The 17,708-nt window shown below is 72.3% G+C and carries 16 protein-coding genes; 6 read left to right on the top strand and 10 right to left on the bottom strand.

The genetic code is table 11. The features are described 5' to 3' along the window. The first annotated feature begins 2 nt into the window (after positions 1 to 2). The 3 genes from ACWGH0_RS08765 to ACWGH0_RS08755 are packed head-to-tail and all read left to right on the top strand — an operon-like array spanning position 3 to position 3,138. Complete coding sequence (locus ACWGH0_RS08765) at positions 3 to 1,259, top strand: LolA family protein (RefSeq protein ID WP_453403440.1); 1,257 nt, start codon at positions 3 to 5, stop codon at positions 1,257 to 1,259. Between the two features lie 48 nt (positions 1,260 to 1,307). Beyond that, positions 1,308 to 2,252 (top strand): ATP-binding cassette domain-containing protein, encoded by a 945-nt coding sequence (locus ACWGH0_RS08760; protein WP_453403439.1) that lies wholly within the window; start codon positions 1,308 to 1,310, stop codon positions 2,250 to 2,252. After that, positions 2,239 to 3,138 carry an ABC transporter permease gene (locus ACWGH0_RS08755; RefSeq protein ID WP_453403438.1) on the top strand — a complete coding sequence of 300 codons (900 nt, stop codon included), beginning with the start codon at positions 2,239 to 2,241 and terminating at the stop codon, positions 3,136 to 3,138. Before ACWGH0_RS08760 ends, ACWGH0_RS08755 begins: the two co-directional genes overlap by 14 nt. A 39-nt stretch (positions 3,139 to 3,177) precedes the next feature. Here the strand turns inward: ACWGH0_RS08755 and ACWGH0_RS08750 are convergent, their stop codons facing one another. Together ACWGH0_RS08750 and ACWGH0_RS08745 are read right to left on the bottom strand one after the other, a co-directional pair. Next, positions 3,178 to 4,512, bottom strand: a complete 1,335-nt coding sequence (locus ACWGH0_RS08750) for a M28 family metallopeptidase (RefSeq protein WP_453403437.1) — start codon at positions 4,510 to 4,512, stop codon at positions 3,178 to 3,180. Between the two features lie 250 nt (positions 4,513 to 4,762). Further along, positions 4,763 to 5,212 (bottom strand): VOC family protein, encoded by a 450-nt coding sequence (locus tag ACWGH0_RS08745; RefSeq protein WP_453403436.1) that lies wholly within the window; start codon positions 5,210 to 5,212, stop codon positions 4,763 to 4,765. Between ACWGH0_RS08745 and ACWGH0_RS08740 the strand changes: the two genes are divergently transcribed. Further along, positions 5,211 to 5,864, top strand: a complete 654-nt coding sequence (locus tag ACWGH0_RS08740; protein ID WP_453403435.1) for a CGNR zinc finger domain-containing protein — start codon at positions 5,211 to 5,213, stop codon at positions 5,862 to 5,864. The two genes, ACWGH0_RS08745 and ACWGH0_RS08740, sit on opposite strands and share 2 nt — an antisense overlap. Before the next feature lie 81 nt (positions 5,865 to 5,945). On the opposite strand, the gene ACWGH0_RS08735 is transcribed toward ACWGH0_RS08740, so the two are convergent. Further along, a complete protein-coding gene (locus ACWGH0_RS08735) occupies positions 5,946 to 6,422 on the bottom strand; it encodes a winged helix-turn-helix transcriptional regulator (RefSeq protein ID WP_453403434.1) in 477 nt (158 codons plus the stop codon). Between the two features lie 86 nt (positions 6,423 to 6,508). On the opposite strand from ACWGH0_RS08735, the gene ACWGH0_RS08730 reads away from it, so the two are divergent. Further along, positions 6,509 to 7,939, top strand: coding sequence for an MFS transporter (locus tag ACWGH0_RS08730; RefSeq protein WP_453403433.1), 1,431 nt, complete (start codon positions 6,509 to 6,511; stop codon positions 7,937 to 7,939). A gap of 107 nt (positions 7,940 to 8,046) precedes the next feature. Here ACWGH0_RS08730 and rarD read toward each other — a convergent pair whose 3' ends face one another. Further along, complete coding sequence (rarD, locus tag ACWGH0_RS08725; protein WP_453403432.1) at positions 8,047 to 9,111, bottom strand: EamA family transporter RarD; 1,065 nt, start codon at positions 9,109 to 9,111, stop codon at positions 8,047 to 8,049. A gap of 203 nt (positions 9,112 to 9,314) precedes the next feature. Then, positions 9,315 to 10,178 (bottom strand): SDR family oxidoreductase, encoded by an 864-nt coding sequence (locus ACWGH0_RS08720; RefSeq protein ID WP_453403431.1) that lies wholly within the window; start codon positions 10,176 to 10,178, stop codon positions 9,315 to 9,317. 88 nt (positions 10,179 to 10,266) lie between these two features. Here ACWGH0_RS08720 and ACWGH0_RS08715 point away from each other — a divergent pair, with 88 nt between their 5' ends. After that, complete coding sequence (locus ACWGH0_RS08715) at positions 10,267 to 10,695, top strand: winged helix-turn-helix transcriptional regulator (RefSeq protein WP_453403430.1); 429 nt, start codon at positions 10,267 to 10,269, stop codon at positions 10,693 to 10,695. Between the two features lie 49 nt (positions 10,696 to 10,744). Here the strand turns inward: ACWGH0_RS08715 and ACWGH0_RS08710 are convergent, their stop codons facing one another. From ACWGH0_RS08710 to ACWGH0_RS08690, 5 genes are all read right to left on the bottom strand, one after another. Next, entirely contained in the window at positions 10,745 to 11,803 is a 1,059-nt protein-coding gene (locus ACWGH0_RS08710; RefSeq protein ID WP_453403429.1) for a 2-oxoacid:ferredoxin oxidoreductase subunit beta, read from the bottom strand. Then, a complete protein-coding gene (locus tag ACWGH0_RS08705; RefSeq protein ID WP_453403428.1) occupies positions 11,796 to 13,772 on the bottom strand; it encodes a 2-oxoacid:acceptor oxidoreductase subunit alpha in 1,977 nt (658 codons plus the stop codon). Before ACWGH0_RS08705 ends, ACWGH0_RS08710 begins: the two co-directional genes overlap by 8 nt. 220 nt (positions 13,773 to 13,992) lie before the next feature. Then, positions 13,993 to 14,652: a LuxR C-terminal-related transcriptional regulator gene (locus ACWGH0_RS08700; RefSeq protein WP_453403513.1), complete on the bottom strand. Its 660-nt coding sequence runs from the start codon at positions 14,650 to 14,652 to the stop codon at positions 13,993 to 13,995. 310 nt (positions 14,653 to 14,962) lie between these two features. Then, complete coding sequence (locus tag ACWGH0_RS08695; RefSeq protein ID WP_453403427.1) at positions 14,963 to 16,297, bottom strand: sensor histidine kinase; 1,335 nt, start codon at positions 16,295 to 16,297, stop codon at positions 14,963 to 14,965. A 91-nt stretch (positions 16,298 to 16,388) separates the two neighbouring features. Further along, positions 16,389 to 17,672: a sensor histidine kinase gene (locus ACWGH0_RS08690; protein ID WP_453403426.1), complete on the bottom strand. Its 1,284-nt coding sequence runs from the start codon at positions 17,670 to 17,672 to the stop codon at positions 16,389 to 16,391. Positions 17,673 to 17,708 lie beyond the last annotated feature (36 nt).

Below are 17,708 nucleotides of genomic sequence, written 5' to 3'. Positions count from 1 at the left end.
ACATGGCACCGAACGACAGCGCACAGACCACCGAGGGCAGGGACTTCACCGCGGGACGCCGCAAGGCCGCGCGCTACATCGTCCCGGTCGCGGTGGCGGGGGTGGCGGCGGCGACCTTCGGGCTCGTCCCGGCGCTCGCCGATTCCGGCGACCCGGACCTGCCCGAGATCACCGCACAGCAGCTGATAGAGAAGATCGCGGCCTCGGACACACAGCAGCTCTCCGGCACCGTGAAGATCAGCACCGACCTGGGCATCCCGTCGCTCGGCGGCTTCGCGGACAGCCTGGCGCCCAAGGGCGGGGGCGACGGCGAGGGCTCGTCGGCCGACCCGCAGGCCAAGCTGATGGAACTCGCCTCCGGTACGCACACCCTGAGGGTGGCGGCCGACGGTCCCGACAAGCAGCGGGTTTCCGTCCTGGACGAGGCCGCGGAGTACAGCCTGATCCACAACGCCGGTGAGGTGTGGGCGTACGACAGTGCCTCGAACGAGGCGTTCCACGCCGAGGCGCCCGCCGGCGCCAAGGACCCGGGCAAGGGGTCGGACGGCTCCGGCAGGCACGAGAAGCTCCCCGAGGGCGTTCCGACGACCCCCAAGGGGCTCGCCGAGGAGGCGCTGAAGGCCGCGGACAAGACCACGTCGGTGACGGTCGACGGCACGGCGCAGGTCGCCGGCCGGGACGCGTACCAGCTCCTGATCAAGCCGAAGCAGTCCGGTTCGACGATCGGGGCGGTGCGGATCGCGGTCGACGCCGAGAACGGAGTGCCCCTCAAGTTCACGCTCCAGCCGAGCGGCGGCGGCAAGGCCGCGATCGACGCGGGCTTCACCAAGGTCGACTTCGCGAAGCCGGCCGCGGACACCTTCGACTTCAGCCCGCCCAAGGGCGCGAAGGTGACCGAGGCCGACGAGGCCGCGGGCCACGAGAAGGACTTCGGCAAGGACTTCGAGAAGGACCTCAAGGGCGAAGGGGGCCCGGAGGACTTCGAGGGGCTCAACGTCATCGGCGAGGGCTGGACCACGGTCGCCGAGATCTCCTCGCCCGGCGGTGAGAAGGACTTCAAGGCGCCCGGCAAGGGCGAGGTGCCGCCGGAGGCCGAGGAGTTCCTCGACGCGCTCGGCGACAAGGTGTCCGGCGAGTTCGGCTCGGGCACGGTCTTCAAGACCCGTCTCGTCAACGCCCTGATGACGGACGACGGCAAGGTCTACGTCGGCGCGGTCACCCAGGACACGCTGGTCCGGGCCGCGAACGTGGCCAAGTAGGCCGAGTAGCAGGAGCGGCGCACAGCCGGGACGGAGGAGTCGCCCGCCGTGGACAGTGAGACCGTGATCGACACGCGGGGGCTCACGAAGCGCTTCCGCGGCGGGCAGCTCGCCGTCGACGGCCTCGACCTGAGCGTGCCCGCCGGCAGCGTCTTCGGCTTCCTCGGGCCCAACGGCTCGGGCAAGACCACCACCATCCGCATGCTGATGGGCCTGATCGCACCGACCTCCGGTACGGCGACACTGCTCGGCCGCCCCGTACCCCGCGCCGCCCGGGGCGTCCTGCCGCAGGTGGGGGCGCTCATCGAGGGACCTGCGCTGTACGGGTTCCTTTCGGGGCGGGACAACCTCGTCCGCTACGACTCGGCCGACCCGACGGCGGACCCGCGCACCCGCCGGGCCCGGGTCGCGGCGGCGCTCGACCGGGTCGGCCTGACGGCCGCGGGGGCCAAGAAGGCCAAGGCGTACTCGCTGGGCATGAAGCAGCGGCTGGGGCTCGCGTCCGCGCTGCTCCAGCCGCGCCGGCTGCTCGTGCTGGACGAGCCGACGAACGGCCTCGACCCGCAGGGCATGCGGGAGATCCGCTCCCTGGTGCGGGAGCTGGCGGCGGACGGCACGACGGTCTTCCTCTCCTCGCACCTGCTCGACGAGATCGAGCAGGTGTGCACGCACGCGGCGGTGATGGCCCGTGGCCGGCTCGTCGTCCAGGGCAGCGTCGACGAGCTGGCGGCCGGTGCCCGCGGGCGGCTCGCCGTCACCACACCGGACCCGGAGGACGCCGCCCGGGTGCTCAAGGAGCACGGCGTGACCGGTCTGGCCGTGTCGCGGGGGCGGGTCACCGGGGAGCTGCCGCCGGGGGACGTGGAGCCGGCCGACCTCAACGCGGCGCTCGTGCGCGCCGATGTACGCGTGAGGGCGTTCGGTGTCGAACGCGCCTCGCTGGAGGACGCCTTCGTGGCGCTGACCGGGGAGGGCTTCGATGTCGAAGGCTGAGACGACGGTCCGGCCGCCGGACGCTCCGCGCGGTCGCGGCCCGCTGTGGACCCTCGGCCTCTTCCGGTCCGAGCTGACGATCACCTTCCGGCGCTGGCGGACGCTCGCGCTGCTGGCGGTGCTGGCCGCCGTGCCCGTGCTCATCGGCATCGCGGTGAAGATCGAGACGAGCGACGGTTCACCGGCCGGCGGCGGGGGCGGCGGAGAGGGGGGCGGCCCCGCCTTCCTCTCCCAGATCACCCACAACGGTCTCTTCCTGGTGTTCGCGGCGCTCGCCGCGACCCTGCCGGTCTTCCTGCCGATGGCGGTGGGCGTCGTCGCGGGCGACGCGGTGGCGGGCGAGGCGAACGCGGGCACGCTGCGCTATCTGCTGGTCGCCCCGGCCGGACGTACCCGGCTGCTGCTCGCGAAGTACGCGGCCACGCTGGTCTTCTGCCTGGTCGCGACCCTGGTCGTCGCCGTGTCGGCGCTGGCCACCGCCGCCCTGCTCTTTCCGCTGGGCGAGGTCACGACGATCTCCGGCACGCGGATCGGCCTCGGCGAGGGCCTGCTGCGGGCCGTGCTGATCGCGGCACTGGTGGCGGCCTCGCTGACCGGGCTCGCGGCCATCGGCCTGTTCGTCTCGACCCTCACCAACAGCGGGGTCGCGGCGATGGCGACGACGGTCGGGCTGCTGATCACGGTGCAGATCCTGGACACGATCCCGCAGCTTGCGGCGATCCACCCGTACCTCTTCCCGCACCACTGGCTGTCCTTCGCGGATCTGCTGCGCGAGCCGGTGTACTGGGACGAGGTGCTGGACAACCTCGGGCTCCAGGCGCTGTACGCCGCCGTGTTCGGCTCCGCCGCCTGGGCGCGCTTCACGACGAAGGACATCACGGCGTGAAGCGGCCCGGCCCCCGCCGGGGCCGGGCCGTGCGGGCGATCAGAAGGTGAGCTTCCAGCTGTCGATGTAGCCGGTGTCCTGCGCGGCGATGTCCTGGACCCTGAGCTTCCAGGTGCCGTTGGCCACCTCGCTCGACGCGTCCACCGTGTAGGTGGCGATCACGTTGTCGGCCGAGTCGCTGCTGCTGGAGTTCTTCAGCCGGTACGCCGTCCCGTCCGGCGCCACGAGGTCGACGACCAGGTCACCGCGCCAGGTGTGCTTGATGTCGACGCCGACACCGAGCGCGGCCGGGGCGTTGCCCGTACGGCCGGCGACGGTGACGGACGAGGTGACGGCCGCGCCGTTGTCCGGCACGGCGACGTCGGCGGTGTTCTCGTACGCGTCGCCGGGCGGGACGACCGGGCCGGACCCCAGGGTCCACACGGCGTGCGCGATCGCGTCGCTGTTGCGGTCGAGGGCGGTGTCGTTGATGTTCGCCGTGGTGTCGCAGGACGAGTGGTAGCAGCGGTCGAACGCGGTGCCCGCCGTGCCGCCCCACTTCTGCGCCTGGGCGCTGGTCTTGGTGCGGCTCGCGCCGGTGAAGAGGCCGCCGACCGGTATGCCGACGTTCTTGAAGCTCGCGTGGTCGGAGCGGCCGTCGCCCTCGGTCTCGATCTCAGTCGGGACGCCGAGGCCCGCGTAGTAGTCCTTGAAGGTCTTCTCGATGGCCGGGTCGTCGTCGTAGACGAAGTAGCCGGGGTTCGGCGAGCCGATCATGTCGAAGTTCAGGTAGCCGGAGAACTTCGAACGCTCGGTGGCCGGCAGGCTGTTGACGTACGCCTTGGAGCCGACGAGGCCCAGCTCCTCCGCGCCCCACCAGCCGAAACGCAGGTGCTTCGTCGGCTTGAGCTGGGCGCGGGAGACGGCTAGGGCGGTCTCCAGGACGGCGGCGGAGCCGGATCCGTTGTCGTTGATGCCGGCGCCCGACGAGACCGAGTCGAGGTGCGCGCCGGCCATCAGGATCTGGTTCGGGTCGCCGCCCGGCCAGTCGGCTATGAGGTTGTAGCCGGTGGCGCCGCTGGTGGTGAACGTCGTGACGGTCGTGGTGAATCCGGCCGCGTCCAGCTTGGCCTTGAGGTAGTCGACGGACGCCTTGTAGCCGGGGCGGCCGTGGGCGCGGTTGCCGCCGTTGGCGGTGGCTATCGACTGGAGCTGGGTGAGGTGCGCCTTGACGTTGGCGAGGGGTATGTCGGGGGCCGCTAGCGCGGCCGCGGGGGCGGCCGGGGCGGCCGACGCGGTGGGAGCGGTGGCGGCGACCAGGCCGGTGAGGGCCAGGGCGACGACGGCCGCGGTGCGTCTGGAAGGGGAGAGGCGGGAGGTGCTGGAGAGGTTCATGTGGGGGCTCCGGTATTCCGTTCGGGGACTGACGGAACGTGCGAGACGCCCCGTGACGCGGGTGGCGGCGCGGGGCGTTGGAGCTGGTGGTGCTCAGGGCTGTGCCTGACTGTGCGTGCGCTGTGCGTGCTGAATGTTCAGTGAGAGTTTGACTCTCCGTCAAGAGCGGAAACCGGTCACCGGTGTTCGGATGCCGGACGGCGGACAGGGTGCGGATAATGGCCGGCGCGTACAGCCGCGGCGCGGTGCGTCACTGGACGCAGAACTCGTTGCCCTCGGGATCGGCCATGACCACCCACTCGCCGCCGGGCTCCCGCACCTGGCGGACGACGGCCGCGCCCAGCGCCTCCAGCCGGGCCACCTCGGCGTCGCGGGTGCCGGGTTCGGCGTGCACGTCGATGTGCAGCCGGTTCTTGACCGTCTTCGGCTCCGGTACGCGCTGGAAGAGGATCCGGCGGCCGAGCCCCATGCCGCTGTCCTCGTCGTGCGGGTCGTCCGGATGCCGGACGGCGATCAGATCACGCCAAGCGCGGCGGCCGTGCGACTCCACCACGATCGCCGGCGGCACGGCGCCCGCGTCGAGGAGGCGGGCGATGAGCGCGTCGTTGTCCTCCACCTCGTAACCGAGGGTGGCGGCCCAGAAATCGGCCTGCGCGTGCGGGTCGGCGGCATCGACGACGAGCTTCCAGTGCAGTGTCATGCTAACTGGTTATAGTGGTTACGTGATCGCGCCCGCAACAGACTCGCCCGGACTCACCCTGCGTACACCCGAAGGGCGTCCGTACCTCTTCGACCCGGGTGCCCTGTGCCTCGAACTCCTGCCGACCGGCGGCCCCGGCCTGCTCGCCCGGTACGAGGTGCTGCACGAGCCGGCGGATCTGGTGCGGTGGGCACGCAGCAGCCGGTTGCCGGGCGGCCTCGACCTGACGGTGAGCAAGGGCGAACTCGCGGACGCGCGCACCCTGCGCGACGCGCTCCACCGGCTCGCCGGGGACCGGGCCCACGGCCGCGCCCTGGCCGCCCCGGACCTCGACGTGGTCAACGAGCGGGCCGCGCACGAGCCGCTGGTCGCCCGGGTCGGGCTGGCGGCGGGCGTGGGAGCCGTACGCGAGTGGGCGCCGGGCGCGACCGGGGGCCGGCTGCTGTCGACGGTGGCCCGCGACGCGATCGACCTGTTCACCGGACCGTACGCCCATCGCGTCCGCGAGTGCGGCTCGCACGACTGCTACCTGCTGTTCGTCGACACCTCACGCCCCGGCCGCCGGCGCTGGTGCGCGATGGAACGCTGCGGCAACCGCAGCAAGGCCCGCGCCCACCGGGCCCGCCAGGCCCGCGCCGGGGGAGAAGACTGACGCGCTGAACCGTGGGGACGCCTCACCCGAGGGCGCCGGGCGCCGACGGATCCCGCCGTCACGGAGAGGCCGCGGCGGATCTCACCGGGCGGCGGCGGGAGCGCGCGGGGCCTGCTCCACTTCCTCCGCCGCGCGGGCGTCGTAGTCGGCGCGGGCCGCCGCGATCTCGTTCTGGTGCTCCTCGGTCCAGGTCACGAGCGAGCGGATCGTGGTGTGCAACGTCGCGCCCAGCGGCGTGAGTTCGTACTCCACGCGCGGCGGAACCACCGGATGCACCGTGCGCTTGACGAGCCCGTCCCGCTCAAGCTGACGCAGCGTCACCGTCAGCATGCGCTGGCTGATGCCGTCGATCTTGCGCCGCAGCTCGGTGAAGCGCAGTACGTGGCGGTCCAGCAGCGCGATGACGAGCAGCGACCACTTGTCCGCGACGCGGTCGAGGATCTGGCGGACCTCGCAGTCCTCGCGGGTGTCCCACTGGAAGGGGTCGGTGTCGCCGTACGCCCCCTGGGAGTCGGTGACTTCGCAGTTACTCGGTGACTTCAAAGTGCCTTCTTCCATGTCGCCTGATGCTGCCTCAGGATGCCAATGGTTACAAGAGAGAACCGACCGGCATCCCGATAACCGACTCGACGTGAGGCGACCCCATGACCCGACGCGCCTGGGCACTCCTGCTCGTACTCAGCGGCACCATCTTCCTCGAAGGCATCGACGTGGCCATGCTGTCGGTGGCCGTGCCGTCCATCAGATCCGACCTGGAGCTGCCGACCGGCACGGCGGCCTGGCTGATGAGCGCGTACGTGCTCGGATACGCCGGATTCACGCTCCTCGGGGGCCGCGCGGCCGACCTGCTGGGCAGGCGGCGCATGTTCCTGACCTGGCTCACCGTCTTCCTCGGCTTCTCGATGCTCGGCGGGTTCGCGACCGAGGGCTGGATGCTGGTCGTCGCCCGCTTCGTGACGGGTGTGGCGGCGGCCTTCATGACGCCGGCCGCGATGTCGATCATCACCACCTCGTACGAGGAGGGTCCCCAGCGGAACAAGGCCCTGCTCGTCTTCGCCGGCACGGCCGCCGGCGGCTTCTCGCTCGGCCTGGTCATCGGCGGACTGCTGACGCAGCTCGGCTGGCGCTGGGTCTTCTTCGCGCCGGTCGTGCTCGGCGGCCTCATCCTGTTCGCGGCGCTGCGGCTGCTGCCGGCCGAAGAACGGCCGGCCCGCCGGAGCGGCGCCTTCGACCTCGCGGGGGCGGCCACCGCCGCCGGGGCGATGCTGCTGTCGGCGTACGGCATCGTACGGATGGAGCACGGCCTGGACGGCTGGCCGATCACCGTTGGCGCGGTCGCGGCGGGGCTGCTGCTCGTGGCCGCGTTCGTGGTGATCGAGCGCCGGTCGGCGGCTCCGCTCGTACGGCTCGGCATCCTGCGCAAGGCGGCGATGGTCCGCGCGGACCTGGGCGCGCTGCTCTTCGTCGGCTCCTTCTTCGGCTTTCAGTTCATGATCACGCTCTACCTCCAGGAGCTGCGCGGCTGGTCCTCGCTGGAGACGGCACTGGCGCTGGTGATCATGGGCGTGGACGCGGTGCTCGCGCCGACCCTGACGCCGCGCCTGGTCGACCGGTTCGGCAACGCGCGGGTGATCTCCGGCGGCTTCGTGCTGGCGATCGTGTCGTACGCGCTGTTCCTGCCGCTGGGGCTCGACTGGTCGTACGCCGCGATGCTGCCGACCCTGTTCCTGACCGGCACGGCGTTCGCCCTGGCGTACGGGCCGCTCACCATCGCTGCCACGGACGGCGTCGAGGAGAAGGAGCAGGGCCTGGCGGGCGGACTGCTGGCGACCGCGACGCAGTTCGGCTCGGCGGTCGGCATCTCGGCGGTCACGGCGGTGTACGGCCTGGTGGCGGCTGGGGGCGACGGTTCCCGTGAGTCCACCCTGCACGCGTTCCGCGCGGCGCTGACGGTACCGGTGGCGATGGTGCTGGCCGGAGCGGTGATCACGGCCTTCGGCCTGCGCACGCGAGCCACCCCGCCCCGGACTCCCCACCCGGCCCCGTCCACCAAGGGAACGGTCCCGGTGGCGTAGGTCCCGCGCGCGGCGGCTCGGCGGCGGAAGCGCCGCCCGCCGCCCGCGCGGGCGGTACGGCCCCGCAAGCCGGGCCGCCCGCCCACGGCCGGCCGCCCCGCAGGGTTCTAGGGCGCGGTCTTCGCCGCAGGGGCGGAGTCGGACGGCGAAGCCGCCTCGCCGGCGGAGACGGCACCCGGGCCGCCGGCGGCACCCGAGTCACCCGCCCCACCCGCAACCGAGCCCGCACCAACACTCGTCCCCGCCGCCGCGAGCGCGGCCAGGCGGAGCGCTTCGGTGCGTCCGCGGCGGGCGGACCGCAGCGCGTCCCACGTCAGCAGGGCCAGGGCCGCCCACACCAGCGAGAAGCCGGCCCACCGCTCCGCCGGCATCGCCTCGTGGAAGTACACGACGCCGAGCCCGAACTGGAAGACGGGCGCCAGGTACTGGAGCAGCCCCAGCGTCGACAGCGGCACCCGTATCGCCGCCGCCCCGAAGCACACCAGCGGCGCGGCGGTCACGATGCCGGTGGCGGCGAGCAGCGCCGCATGGCCCGGCCCCTGAGTGCCGAAGGTCGCGCCCCCGTGGGATCCGATCCACAGCAGGTAGCCCAGCGCGGGCAGGAACTGGATCGCAGTCTCGGCGGCGAGCGACTCCACGCCCCCGAGGTTGACCTTCTTCTTGACCAGCCCGTACACCGCGAACGAGAACGCCAGGACCAGCGAGATCCACGGCGGCCGCCCGTACCCCACGGCCAGCACCAGCACGGCGGCGAAGCCGATGCCCACCGCCGCCCACTGCACCGGCCGCAGCCGTTCCTTCAGCAGCAGGACGCCCATGGCGATGGTGACCAGCGGGTTGATGAAGTAACCGAGCGACGCCTCGACGACCTGGCCGTTGTTGACGGCCCAGATGTAGAGCCCCCAGTTGACGGTGATGACGGCGGCCGCGACGGCTATGAGTCCGAGCTTGCGCGGCCGGCGGACCAGCTCGCCGATCCACGCCCACCGGCGCACCGCCACCAGCGCGATGCCGACGACGGCGAGCGACCAGACCATCCGGTGGGCCAGGATCTCCATCGCCCCGGCGGGCTTGAGGAGCGGCCAGAAGAGGGGAACCAGCCCCCACATTCCGTACGCGCCGAAGCCGTAGAGGAGTCCCGCCCGCTGCTCTCCGCCGCTTTTCGCCGCCATCGGCCGCCGTCCTTTCACCCTCTGCCTGCGCCGGCCCCGCGCCAGTGGTGGGAAAGGGCCGCCTGCCCCGAAGAAGGTAGCGCCGTACCCGGCAGGCTGTCATGTCCGTACCGCGATACGGTCATGACGCCCGCGGGGCGCGGTCACACGCCCACGGCGCCCGGTCATGACGCACGCGGGCGCGCATGCCGTGAGGCGCAAGGTCACCGGTCCCGCAGCGCCCGCGCCACCATGTCCGCGAGCGGCGTCGTCGGGCGGCCGATGAGCCGGGCCAGGTCACCGCTCGTGCCGGCCAGCCGCCCGCGCCCGATCGCCTCGTCGACGTCGACGAGGATCGCGGCGAACGGCTCCGGCACACCCGCGCCGGTGAGAACGGCCAGGTGGGTCCCGGCGGGCACGTCGGAATACGTGATGTCCCGGCCGGACTGCCGGGCGACCTCGGCCGCGTACTCGGCGAAGGACCACGCGGTGTCGCCGCTCAACTCGTACGCCTTCCCGAGATGGCCGTCCCGGGTGAGGACCGCGGCGGCGGCCGCCGCGTAGTCGGCGCGCGCGGCGGAGGCGACCCGGCCGTCGCCCGCGTTGGCGACGACGGCGCCGTGCGCGAGGACCGGGGCCAGGTTGTCCGTGTAGTTCTCCGTGTACCAGCCGTTGCGCAGCAGTGTGTACGGCAGTCCCGATTCGAGCAGGATCCGCTCGGTGGCCCGGTGCTCGGCGGCCATGTCGAAGTCGGCGTCGGGCCCGCCGAGGACGCTGGTGTACGCGAGCTGCGAGACCCCCGCCGCCTTCGCCGCGCTGATCACGGCGGCGTGCTGGGGCACGCGCCGGCCGACCTCGCTGCCGGACACCAGCAGGACGCGGTCGCCCGCCTCGAAGGCGTCGGCGAGGGTCTCGGGCCGGTCGTAGTCGGCGACGCGCAGCTCGACGCCGCGCTCCGCCAGGTCCGCCGCCTTCGCCTTGTCGCGCACGACGGCGGCGATCGAGGCGGCGGGGACGCCGTCCGCCAGCAGGGCGTCGACGACGAGGCGGCCGAGGCGGCCGGTGGCTCCGGTGACGACGGTGCTCATGGGTGGTGCTCCGTTCGGTAGAGGGAGTCACCAACCTACGGACAGCGCTAACCTTTGGAAAGTACCCACTTTGGAGTAAGGTACTGGCATGAGCGTAAGTGCAGGCAAGGAGGAGGCCCGCGTCCCGGCCCCGGAGCGGTCCAGCGGGCGGGCCCGTGCCGCCGACGTCCACAACCCGCTGTGCCCCTCACGGCTGATCCTGGAACACGTCACCAGCCGCTGGGGCGTGCTCGTCCTCGCCGCCCTGCGCGACCGTTCCCACCGGTTCAGCGAGCTGCGCCGGACCGTCGGCGGCGTCAGCGAGAAGATGCTCGCTCAGACCCTCCAGACCCTGGAGCGGGACGGCCTCGTCCACCGCCACGCCCATCCGGTCATCCCGCCCCGCGTCGACTACTCGCTCACCGCCATGGGCGAGGAGGCGGCCGAACAGGTGTGGGCGCTCGCCCGGTGGACGGAGCAGCGGGTCGACGCCGTGCGGCGGGCCCAGGACGCGTACGACGAGGCCCGGGCCTCCTGACGTTCCAGGAGCCCGGGCCGGTGGAGGACGGCGCAGCCGTCACGCGCCGTCAGCCGCCGACGGTCCAGGTGTCGTTCCCCGCGAGCAGCGCCCGCAGATCGCCCTTGCCGTGCTGCTCGATGGCCGCGTCGAGCTGATCGGCCATCAGCGTGTCGTACACCGGGCGCTCGACACTGCGCAGCACGCCGATCGGGGTGTGGTGCAGCGTGTCCGGGTCGGCGAGGCGCGAGAGCGCGAACGCCGTCGTCGGCGAGGCGGCGTGCGCGTCGTGGACCAGGATCCGCGACGCGTTCTCGTCGGTCACCGCCACCACCTTGAGGTCGCCGGTGGCCGCGTCCCGTACGACGCCCTTCGAGCCGTCGGCACCGAAGCGGATCGGCTGCCCGTGCTCCAGCCGGATCACGGCCTCCTGGGCCTGCTCCTTGTCCTTCAGCGCGTCGAACGCGCCGTCGTTGAAGATGTTGCAGTTCTGGTAGATCTCCACCAGCGCCGTGCCCGGGTGGCCGGCGGCCTGCCGCAGCACCTCGGTGAGGTGCTTGCGGTCGGAGTCGACCGTACGGGCCACGAACCCGGCCTCCGCGCCGATCGCCAGCGACACCGGGTTGAAGGGCGCGTCGAGCGAGCCCATCGGCGTCGACTTGGTGATCTTCCCGACCTCGGAGGTGGGGCTGTACTGGCCCTTGGTGAGCCCGTAGATCCGGTTGTTGAACAGCAGGATCTTCAGGTTGACGTTGCGCCGCAGCGCGTGGATGAGGTGGTTGCCGCCGATGGACAGCGCGTCGCCGTCACCGGTCACCACCCACACGCTCAGGTCGCGCCGCGAGGACGCGAGACCGGTCGCGATCGCGGGCGCGCGGCCGTGGATCGAGTGCATCCCGTACGTGTTCATGTAGTACGGGAACCGGGACGAGCAGCCGATCCCGGAGACGAAGACGATGTTCTCCCTCGCCAGGCCGAGCTCGGGCATGAAGCCCTGCACGGCGGCGAGGACCGCGTAGTCACCGCAACCGGGGCACCAGCGCACTTCCTGGTCGGACTTGAAGTCCTTCATCGACTGCTTGGCCTCGGCCTTGGGGACCAGCGAAAGCGTCTCGTTCGCCTTAGGCATCGTTGGCCTCCTTGAGAGCCGTGGCGAGCTGCTCGGCCTTGAACGGCATTCCGTTGACCTGGTTGTACGAGTGGGCGTCGACCAGATACTTCGCCCTGAGCAGGGTGGCCAGCTGTCCGAGGTTCATCTCGGGCACGACCACCTTCTCGTAACGCGCCAGGATCTCGCCCAGATTCCGGGGGAACGGGTTGAGGTGGCGCAGGTGGGCCTGGGCGATCGGCGTCCCCGCCGCGCGCAGCCGGCGCACGGCGGCCGTGATCGGCCCGTACGTCGAGCCCCAGCCGAGCACCAGCGTCCTGGCCCCGTCCGGGTCGTCGACCTGGAGGTCCGGCACCGCGATGCCGTCGACCTTGGCCTGGCGGGTGCGGACCATGAAGTCGTGGTTGGCCGGGTCGTACGAAATGTTGCCCGTGCCGTCCTGCTTCTCGATGCCGCCGATGCGGTGCTCAAGACCCGGGGTGCCCGGGACCGCCCACGGCCGCGCCAGCGTCTGCGGGTCGCGCTTGTACGGCCAGAACACCTCGGTGCCGTCGGCGAGCTCGTGGTTCGGGCCGGTCGCGAACTGCACGCGCAGGTCCGGGAGCTCGTCGGTCTCCGGGATCCGCCACGGCTCGCTGCCGTTGGCCAGGTAGCCGTCGGACAGCAGGAACACCGGCGTGCGGTACGTCAGCGCGATCCGCGCCGCGTCCAGGGCCGCGTCGAAGCAGTCGGCGGGGGTCCTCGGCGCCACCACCGGCACCGGGGCCTCGCCGTTGCGCCCGTACATCGCCTGGAGCAGGTCGGCCTGCTCGGTCTTGGTCGGCAGCCCGGTCGAGGGGCCGCCGCGCTGGATGGCGACCACGAGCAGCGGCAGCTCCAGCGACACCGCGAGGCCGATGGTCTCCGACTTCAGCGCCACGCCGGGACCGGAGGTGGTGGTCACCGCGAGCTGCCCGCCGAACGCCGCGCCGAGCGCCGCGCCGATGGCCGCGATCTCGTCCTCCGCCTGGAAGGTCCGCACGCCGAAGTTCTTGTGCTTGCTGAGCTCGTGCAGGATGTCGGAGGCGGGGGTGATCGGGTACGAGCCCAGGTACAGCGGCAGGTCCGCCTGCTGGCTCGCGGCGATCAGCCCGTACGACAGCGCGAGGTTCCCGGAGATGTTGCGGTACGTGCCCCGGGGAAAGGCCCGGGTCGCCGGGCTGACCTCGTAGGAGACGGCGAAGTCCTCGGTGGTCTCACCGAAGTTCCAGCCGGCCCGGAACGCCGCCACGTTGGCCTCGGCGATCTGCGGCTTCTTCGCGAACTTCGCGCGCAGGAAAGCCTCGGTGCCCTCGGTCGGCCGGTGGTACATCCACGACAGCAGCCCGAGCGCGAACATGTTCTTCGAGCGCTCGGCCTCCTTCCGGGACAGGCCGAAGTCCTTGAGGGCCTCGATCGTCATCGTGGTCAGCGGCACCGGATGGACGTTGTACGCCTCCAGGGAGCCGTCCTCCAGCGGAGACGTCTCGTAGCCGACCTTCGCCATCGGGCGCTTGGTGAACTCGTCGGTGTTGACGATGATGTCCGCGCCGCGCGGCACGTCGGCGATGTTCGCCTTCAGCGCGGCCGGGTTCATCGCCACCAGGACGTTGGGCGCGTCGCCGGGCGTCAGGATGTCGTGGTCCGCGAAGTGGAGCTGGAAGCTGGAGACGCCCGGCAGGGTGCCGGCGGGCGCCCGGATCTCGGCCGGGAAGTTCGGCAGCGTCGACAGGTCGTTGCCGAAGGCCGCCGTCTCCGAGGTGAAGCGGTCGCCCGTGAGCTGCATTCCGTCACCGGAGTCACCCGCGAAACGGATGATCACCCGGTCCAGACGGCGGACCTCCTTCCCGGAGGCCCTCCGGTCCGGCGTGCTGCGCTGTTCCCCGACGACGGTGTCGTTCGTCGCGTCGGCACCTTCGGCGCCATCGGATCCGTCGGCCTTCTCGGCCGGGCTGCTGACCTGGCTGGTCACTGAACTGGACCTCCCTCGAGGCGGCTGCTCGGGGCCGGCCGGCCACCGGTGGCCCCAGGGCCCACCCTACGTCGGTAAGGGTGCCCTTCCCTGGGGTCAGTCACGTACCGGACCCCGTTTTGAGACGCGCTATTGCCCTGTTTTGCCATGGTTCACTTGCCCCCCGGCGTACTGGTCGGCGACGCTCCGTAGTCGTCCCACGCGTTCTGGGACCGGGTGCTCAGTTCTTCAGATAGGTCAACACCGCCAGCACCCGTCGGTGGTCGCCCACACTGGGGGAGAGTCCGAGCTTAAGGAAGATGTTGCTCACATGCTTCTCGACCGCGCCGTCGCTCACCACGAGTTGTTTGGCGACCGCCGAGTTGGTGCGGCCCTCGGCCATGAGGCCCAGGACCTCCCGCTCGCGGGGCGTGAGACCGGCCAGGACGTCCTGCTTGCGGCTGCGGCCGAGCAACTGCGCCACGACCTCCGGGTCGAGCGCCGTTCCGCCCCGCGCCACCCGGACGACCGCGTCCACGAACTCGCGCACCTCGGCCACCCGGTCCTTGAGCAGGTAGCCCACGCCCCGGCTCGACCCCGCCAGCAGCTCCGTCGCGTACTGCTCCTCGACGTACTGCGAGAGCACCAGGACCCCGATGTCCGGGTAGTCCCTGCGCAGCCGCACCGCCGCCCGCACGCCCTCGTCGGTGTGCGTAGGCGGCATTCGTACGTCCGCCACCACCACGTCCGGCAGCTCGTCCTGCGACGCCAGGTCGCCCACTGTCTTGATCAGCGCTTCCGCGTCTCCGACGCCCGCGAGGACGTCGTGCCCGAGATCCGTCAGAAGCCGGGTCAGGCCCTCCCGGAGCAACACGGAGTCCTCGGCGATGACGACCCGCACTCTGTCCACCACGGTCCCTGTGCCCCCCAGCGATCTACTGTCCTGTGACGCCTCCCAGCATCCCAGCATCCGCGCCGGCGCGCGGCCGGGCGTGGGGATTGGTGCCGTACGACTCGGGAGAAGTCCGGTCGTCGGGGCCCGCCGGGCGCGTGAGTCAGGGGAGGACGCGGCGCCGCGCAGGGGGGAGGGCGGGGGAGCGGTACGACCGCCGCACGCCTCCGGATCGGCCCCGCGGGGGCGCTCGGTCGTGTGGTGGTCGGGCCGCCCCCGTGCTGGCTCGGCCGTGTAGTGGTCGGGTCGCTTCCCCGGCTCAGCCCCGCCAGGGCAGCTCGGCCGTGATGGTGGTCGGCCCGCCGTCCGGCGAGTCGACGACGAGGATGCCGTCGACCGCGTCCAGCCGCTCCGCGAGGCCCGCGAGCCCCGAGCCGGCCGTCGTGTCGGCCCCGCCCCTGCCGTCGTCGCTCACCTGGAGCATCAGCCGGTCCCCCGTCTGCCACACCTCGACCGTGGCCCGGGACGCCTGGGCGTGCTTGCTGACGTTCTGGAGGAGTTCGGAGACGGTGAAGTACGCGATCCCCTCGATGGCCGCGGCGGGCCGGGCCAGGAGGTCCACCTCGACCCGCACCGGCACCGTGCACCGGGACGCCACCGCCGACAGCGCCGCGTCCAGGCCGCGGTCGGTCAGGACGGCCGGGTGGATGCCCCGGGCCAGGTCACGCAGCTCCTGGAGGGCGATCTTCACCTCGCCGTGCGCCTCGTCCACCATGCGCGCCGCGGCCTCCGGGTCCTGCGTCAGCTTCTCCTTCGCCAGCCCCAGGTCCATCGCGAGGGCGACGAGCCTGGCCTGGGCGCCGTCGTGCAGGTCCCGTTCGATGCGCCGCAGGTCGGCCGCCGCGGTGTCGACGACGACGCCCCGGTCCGACTCCAGCTCCGAGACGCGGGTGGCGAGCCGGGACGGACCGAGCAGCCCGATCACGAGCACCCGGTCCACCAGCACCAGAGCGCGCATGATCCACGGCGTGACGAGGAGGAGGACCAGGCCGAACGCGCTGGTCGCGGCCAGCTCGACGGGGTTGTCGAGGTAGACGCTGTGCGAGCCGTCGCCGTACAGCTGAAGACCGTCCACACCCGGGAACAGCAGCCACAGCGGATACGTGAGCGCTCCCCAGGCGTACGCCCACAGCGTCAGCGCCACGGAGAAGGCGAACACCGCCCACGGCATGTGCAGCACGGCGTACAGCAGATGACGCCAGGACGTCCCGCTCTTGAGCATCGCGCCCATCCAGGCCATCGGCCCGCCGCCCGGCCTCGTCCGCAGCGGCGCCGGGTCCGCCACGTCCAGCTTGAGCAGCGCCCGGGCGCGCGCCCGCTCCAGCGACCCGAACCCGCGGCAGCCGGCCAGCCCCGCCGCCAGGACCGGAACGCCGCAGAAGGTGATCAGCAGGCCCGCGCCCAGCGACGTCATGGTGACCGCGAAGACGAAGAGCAGCACGCTGATCGGCAGGCTGAGCATGAGGTAGCCGAACTCGCGCCACGTCCGGGCCTCGACCGGGGCGCGCAGGGCCGCGGGAAGGACGTGCTTCCTCGGGGGCCGGCCCGCGGGCTCCCACGGGTCGCGGGTCTGCGGTGCGTACTCCGTGGCCATCGCTGCCGTCCGTTTCTGCTCTGGGAGTTGGTGACTTCGCTGTGTACGAATCAAGAATGTCGGGGCCGGCGGGCGGGGGCCATGAGGCCGGTCACCGTGTGCGCCCGGGGGTTTTCCCCACCCCGACCCCCACCCCGGCGCCCCGCCCGGCCACGCCCGCGCGTCCCGTGGCGTCCCGGTCGCGCCACGGCAGCTCGGCCGTCACCGTGGTCGGCCCGCCCTCCGGCGAGTCCAGGGCCAGCAGCCCGTCCACCGCGCCGAGCCGGTCGGCGAGCCCCGCCATGCCGGTGCCGCCGTCCAGCCGCGCACCGCCGCGCCCGTCGTCCCGTACCTGGATCAGCAGCCGGTCGCCGCCGCGCCACACGTCCACCGTCGCGGACCGCGCCCCGCTGTGTTTGCTCACGTTCTGGAGGAGTTCGGAGACCGTGAAGTACGCGATGCCCTCGATCGCCTCGGCCGGACGCGCGGCCAGATCGACGGTGACCCGCACCGGAGCCGTGCAGCGCGAGGCGATCGACGACAGCGCCGCGTCCAGGCCCCGGTCGGTGAGCACCGCCGGGTGGATGCCCCGCGCCAGGTCCCGGAGCTCCTGGAGCGCCAGCTTCACCTCGCCGTGCGCCTCGTCGACCATCGCCGCCGCCGCGACCGGGTCCTTGAGGTCGCCGGTCAGCTTCTCCTTCGCCATGCCGAGCCCCATGGCGAGCGCCACGAGCCTGGCCTGGGCGCCGTCGTGCAGGTCCCGTTCGATGCGCCGCAGGTCGGCCGCCGCCGTGTCCACGACCACGCCCCGGTCCGACTCCAGCTCGGCGATCCGCCGCTCCAGTTCGTCGGACGGGCAGAGCAGGCCCCGCACCATCGCCCGGTCGGCGTTGGTCATCGCACGCGCCAGGTACGGGAGTACGGGCCACAGCACGAACAGCCCGGCCAGCGTCACCGCGAACGTCAGCACGCCCCACGGCAGCCGCACGAACGCGTACAGCGCCGCCCGCCAGCCCACCGGATCCTTCACGCGCGCCCACAGCCGCCCGAAGACACCGCCAGGCGGCCGCCCCGCCGCCGCCGGACTCGGCTCGTCGACGTACTCCCCGAGCAGCGCCCGGGCCCGTGCCCGCTCGACCGCGCCGAACCGCCGCGCGGCCAGGAGCCCCGCCGCCAGCACCGGCAGGCCGATGACCGTGACGGAGAGGCCGCAGCCGAGCAGCAGCACCACCGTGGTCAGCACGAAGCCGAGGAGCGCGGTCGGCAGGTTGAGGAGGAGGTGCGCGATCTCCTTCCAGGTGCCGGAGCCGTACGGGAAGCGGACGGGCGGGAGCCCATCGGGCCGGTCGTCGGGCCGGTCGTAATCTGGGAGGTGGTGGCTGGCTCTGGCGGTCATGGTGCTCAGCCTGCCGGGCGCCGGGCACGCACGCCA

It is taken from the genome of Streptomyces sp. NPDC054887, assembly GCF_053610585.1.
The sequence above is the reverse complement of the archived record's forward strand: the minus strand, read 5'-3'. Positions and strand labels throughout refer to the sequence as shown.

Excerpts from the sequence above, each read along its gene's own strand:
- ACWGH0_RS08765 (WP_453403440.1), top strand. The coding sequence starts at position 3 with ATGGCACCGAACGACAGCGCACAGACCACCGAGGGCAGGGACTTCACC.
- ACWGH0_RS08755 (WP_453403438.1), top strand. The coding sequence starts at position 2,239 with ATGTCGAAGGCTGAGACGACGGTCCGGCCGCCGGACGCTCCGCGCGGT.
- ACWGH0_RS08750 (WP_453403437.1), bottom strand. The coding sequence starts at position 4,512 with ATGAACCTCTCCAGCACCTCCCGCCTCTCCCCTTCCAGACGCACCGCG.
- ACWGH0_RS08740 (WP_453403435.1), top strand. The coding sequence starts at position 5,211 with ATGCTAACTGGTTATAGTGGTTACGTGATCGCGCCCGCAACAGACTCG.
- ACWGH0_RS08745 (WP_453403436.1), bottom strand. The coding sequence starts at position 5,212 with ATGACACTGCACTGGAAGCTCGTCGTCGATGCCGCCGACCCGCACGCG.
- ACWGH0_RS08735 (WP_453403434.1), bottom strand. The coding sequence starts at position 6,422 with ATGGAAGAAGGCACTTTGAAGTCACCGAGTAACTGCGAAGTCACCGAC.
- ACWGH0_RS08730 (WP_453403433.1), top strand. The coding sequence starts at position 6,509 with ATGACCCGACGCGCCTGGGCACTCCTGCTCGTACTCAGCGGCACCATC.
- rarD (WP_453403432.1), bottom strand. The coding sequence starts at position 9,111 with ATGGCGGCGAAAAGCGGCGGAGAGCAGCGGGCGGGACTCCTCTACGGC.
- ACWGH0_RS08720 (WP_453403431.1), bottom strand. The coding sequence starts at position 10,178 with ATGAGCACCGTCGTCACCGGAGCCACCGGCCGCCTCGGCCGCCTCGTC.
- ACWGH0_RS08715 (WP_453403430.1), top strand. The coding sequence starts at position 10,267 with ATGAGCGTAAGTGCAGGCAAGGAGGAGGCCCGCGTCCCGGCCCCGGAG.
- ACWGH0_RS08710 (WP_453403429.1), bottom strand. The coding sequence starts at position 11,803 with ATGCCTAAGGCGAACGAGACGCTTTCGCTGGTCCCCAAGGCCGAGGCC.
- ACWGH0_RS08695 (WP_453403427.1), bottom strand. The coding sequence starts at position 16,297 with ATGGCCACGGAGTACGCACCGCAGACCCGCGACCCGTGGGAGCCCGCG.
- ACWGH0_RS08690 (WP_453403426.1), bottom strand. The coding sequence starts at position 17,672 with ATGACCGCCAGAGCCAGCCACCACCTCCCAGATTACGACCGGCCCGAC.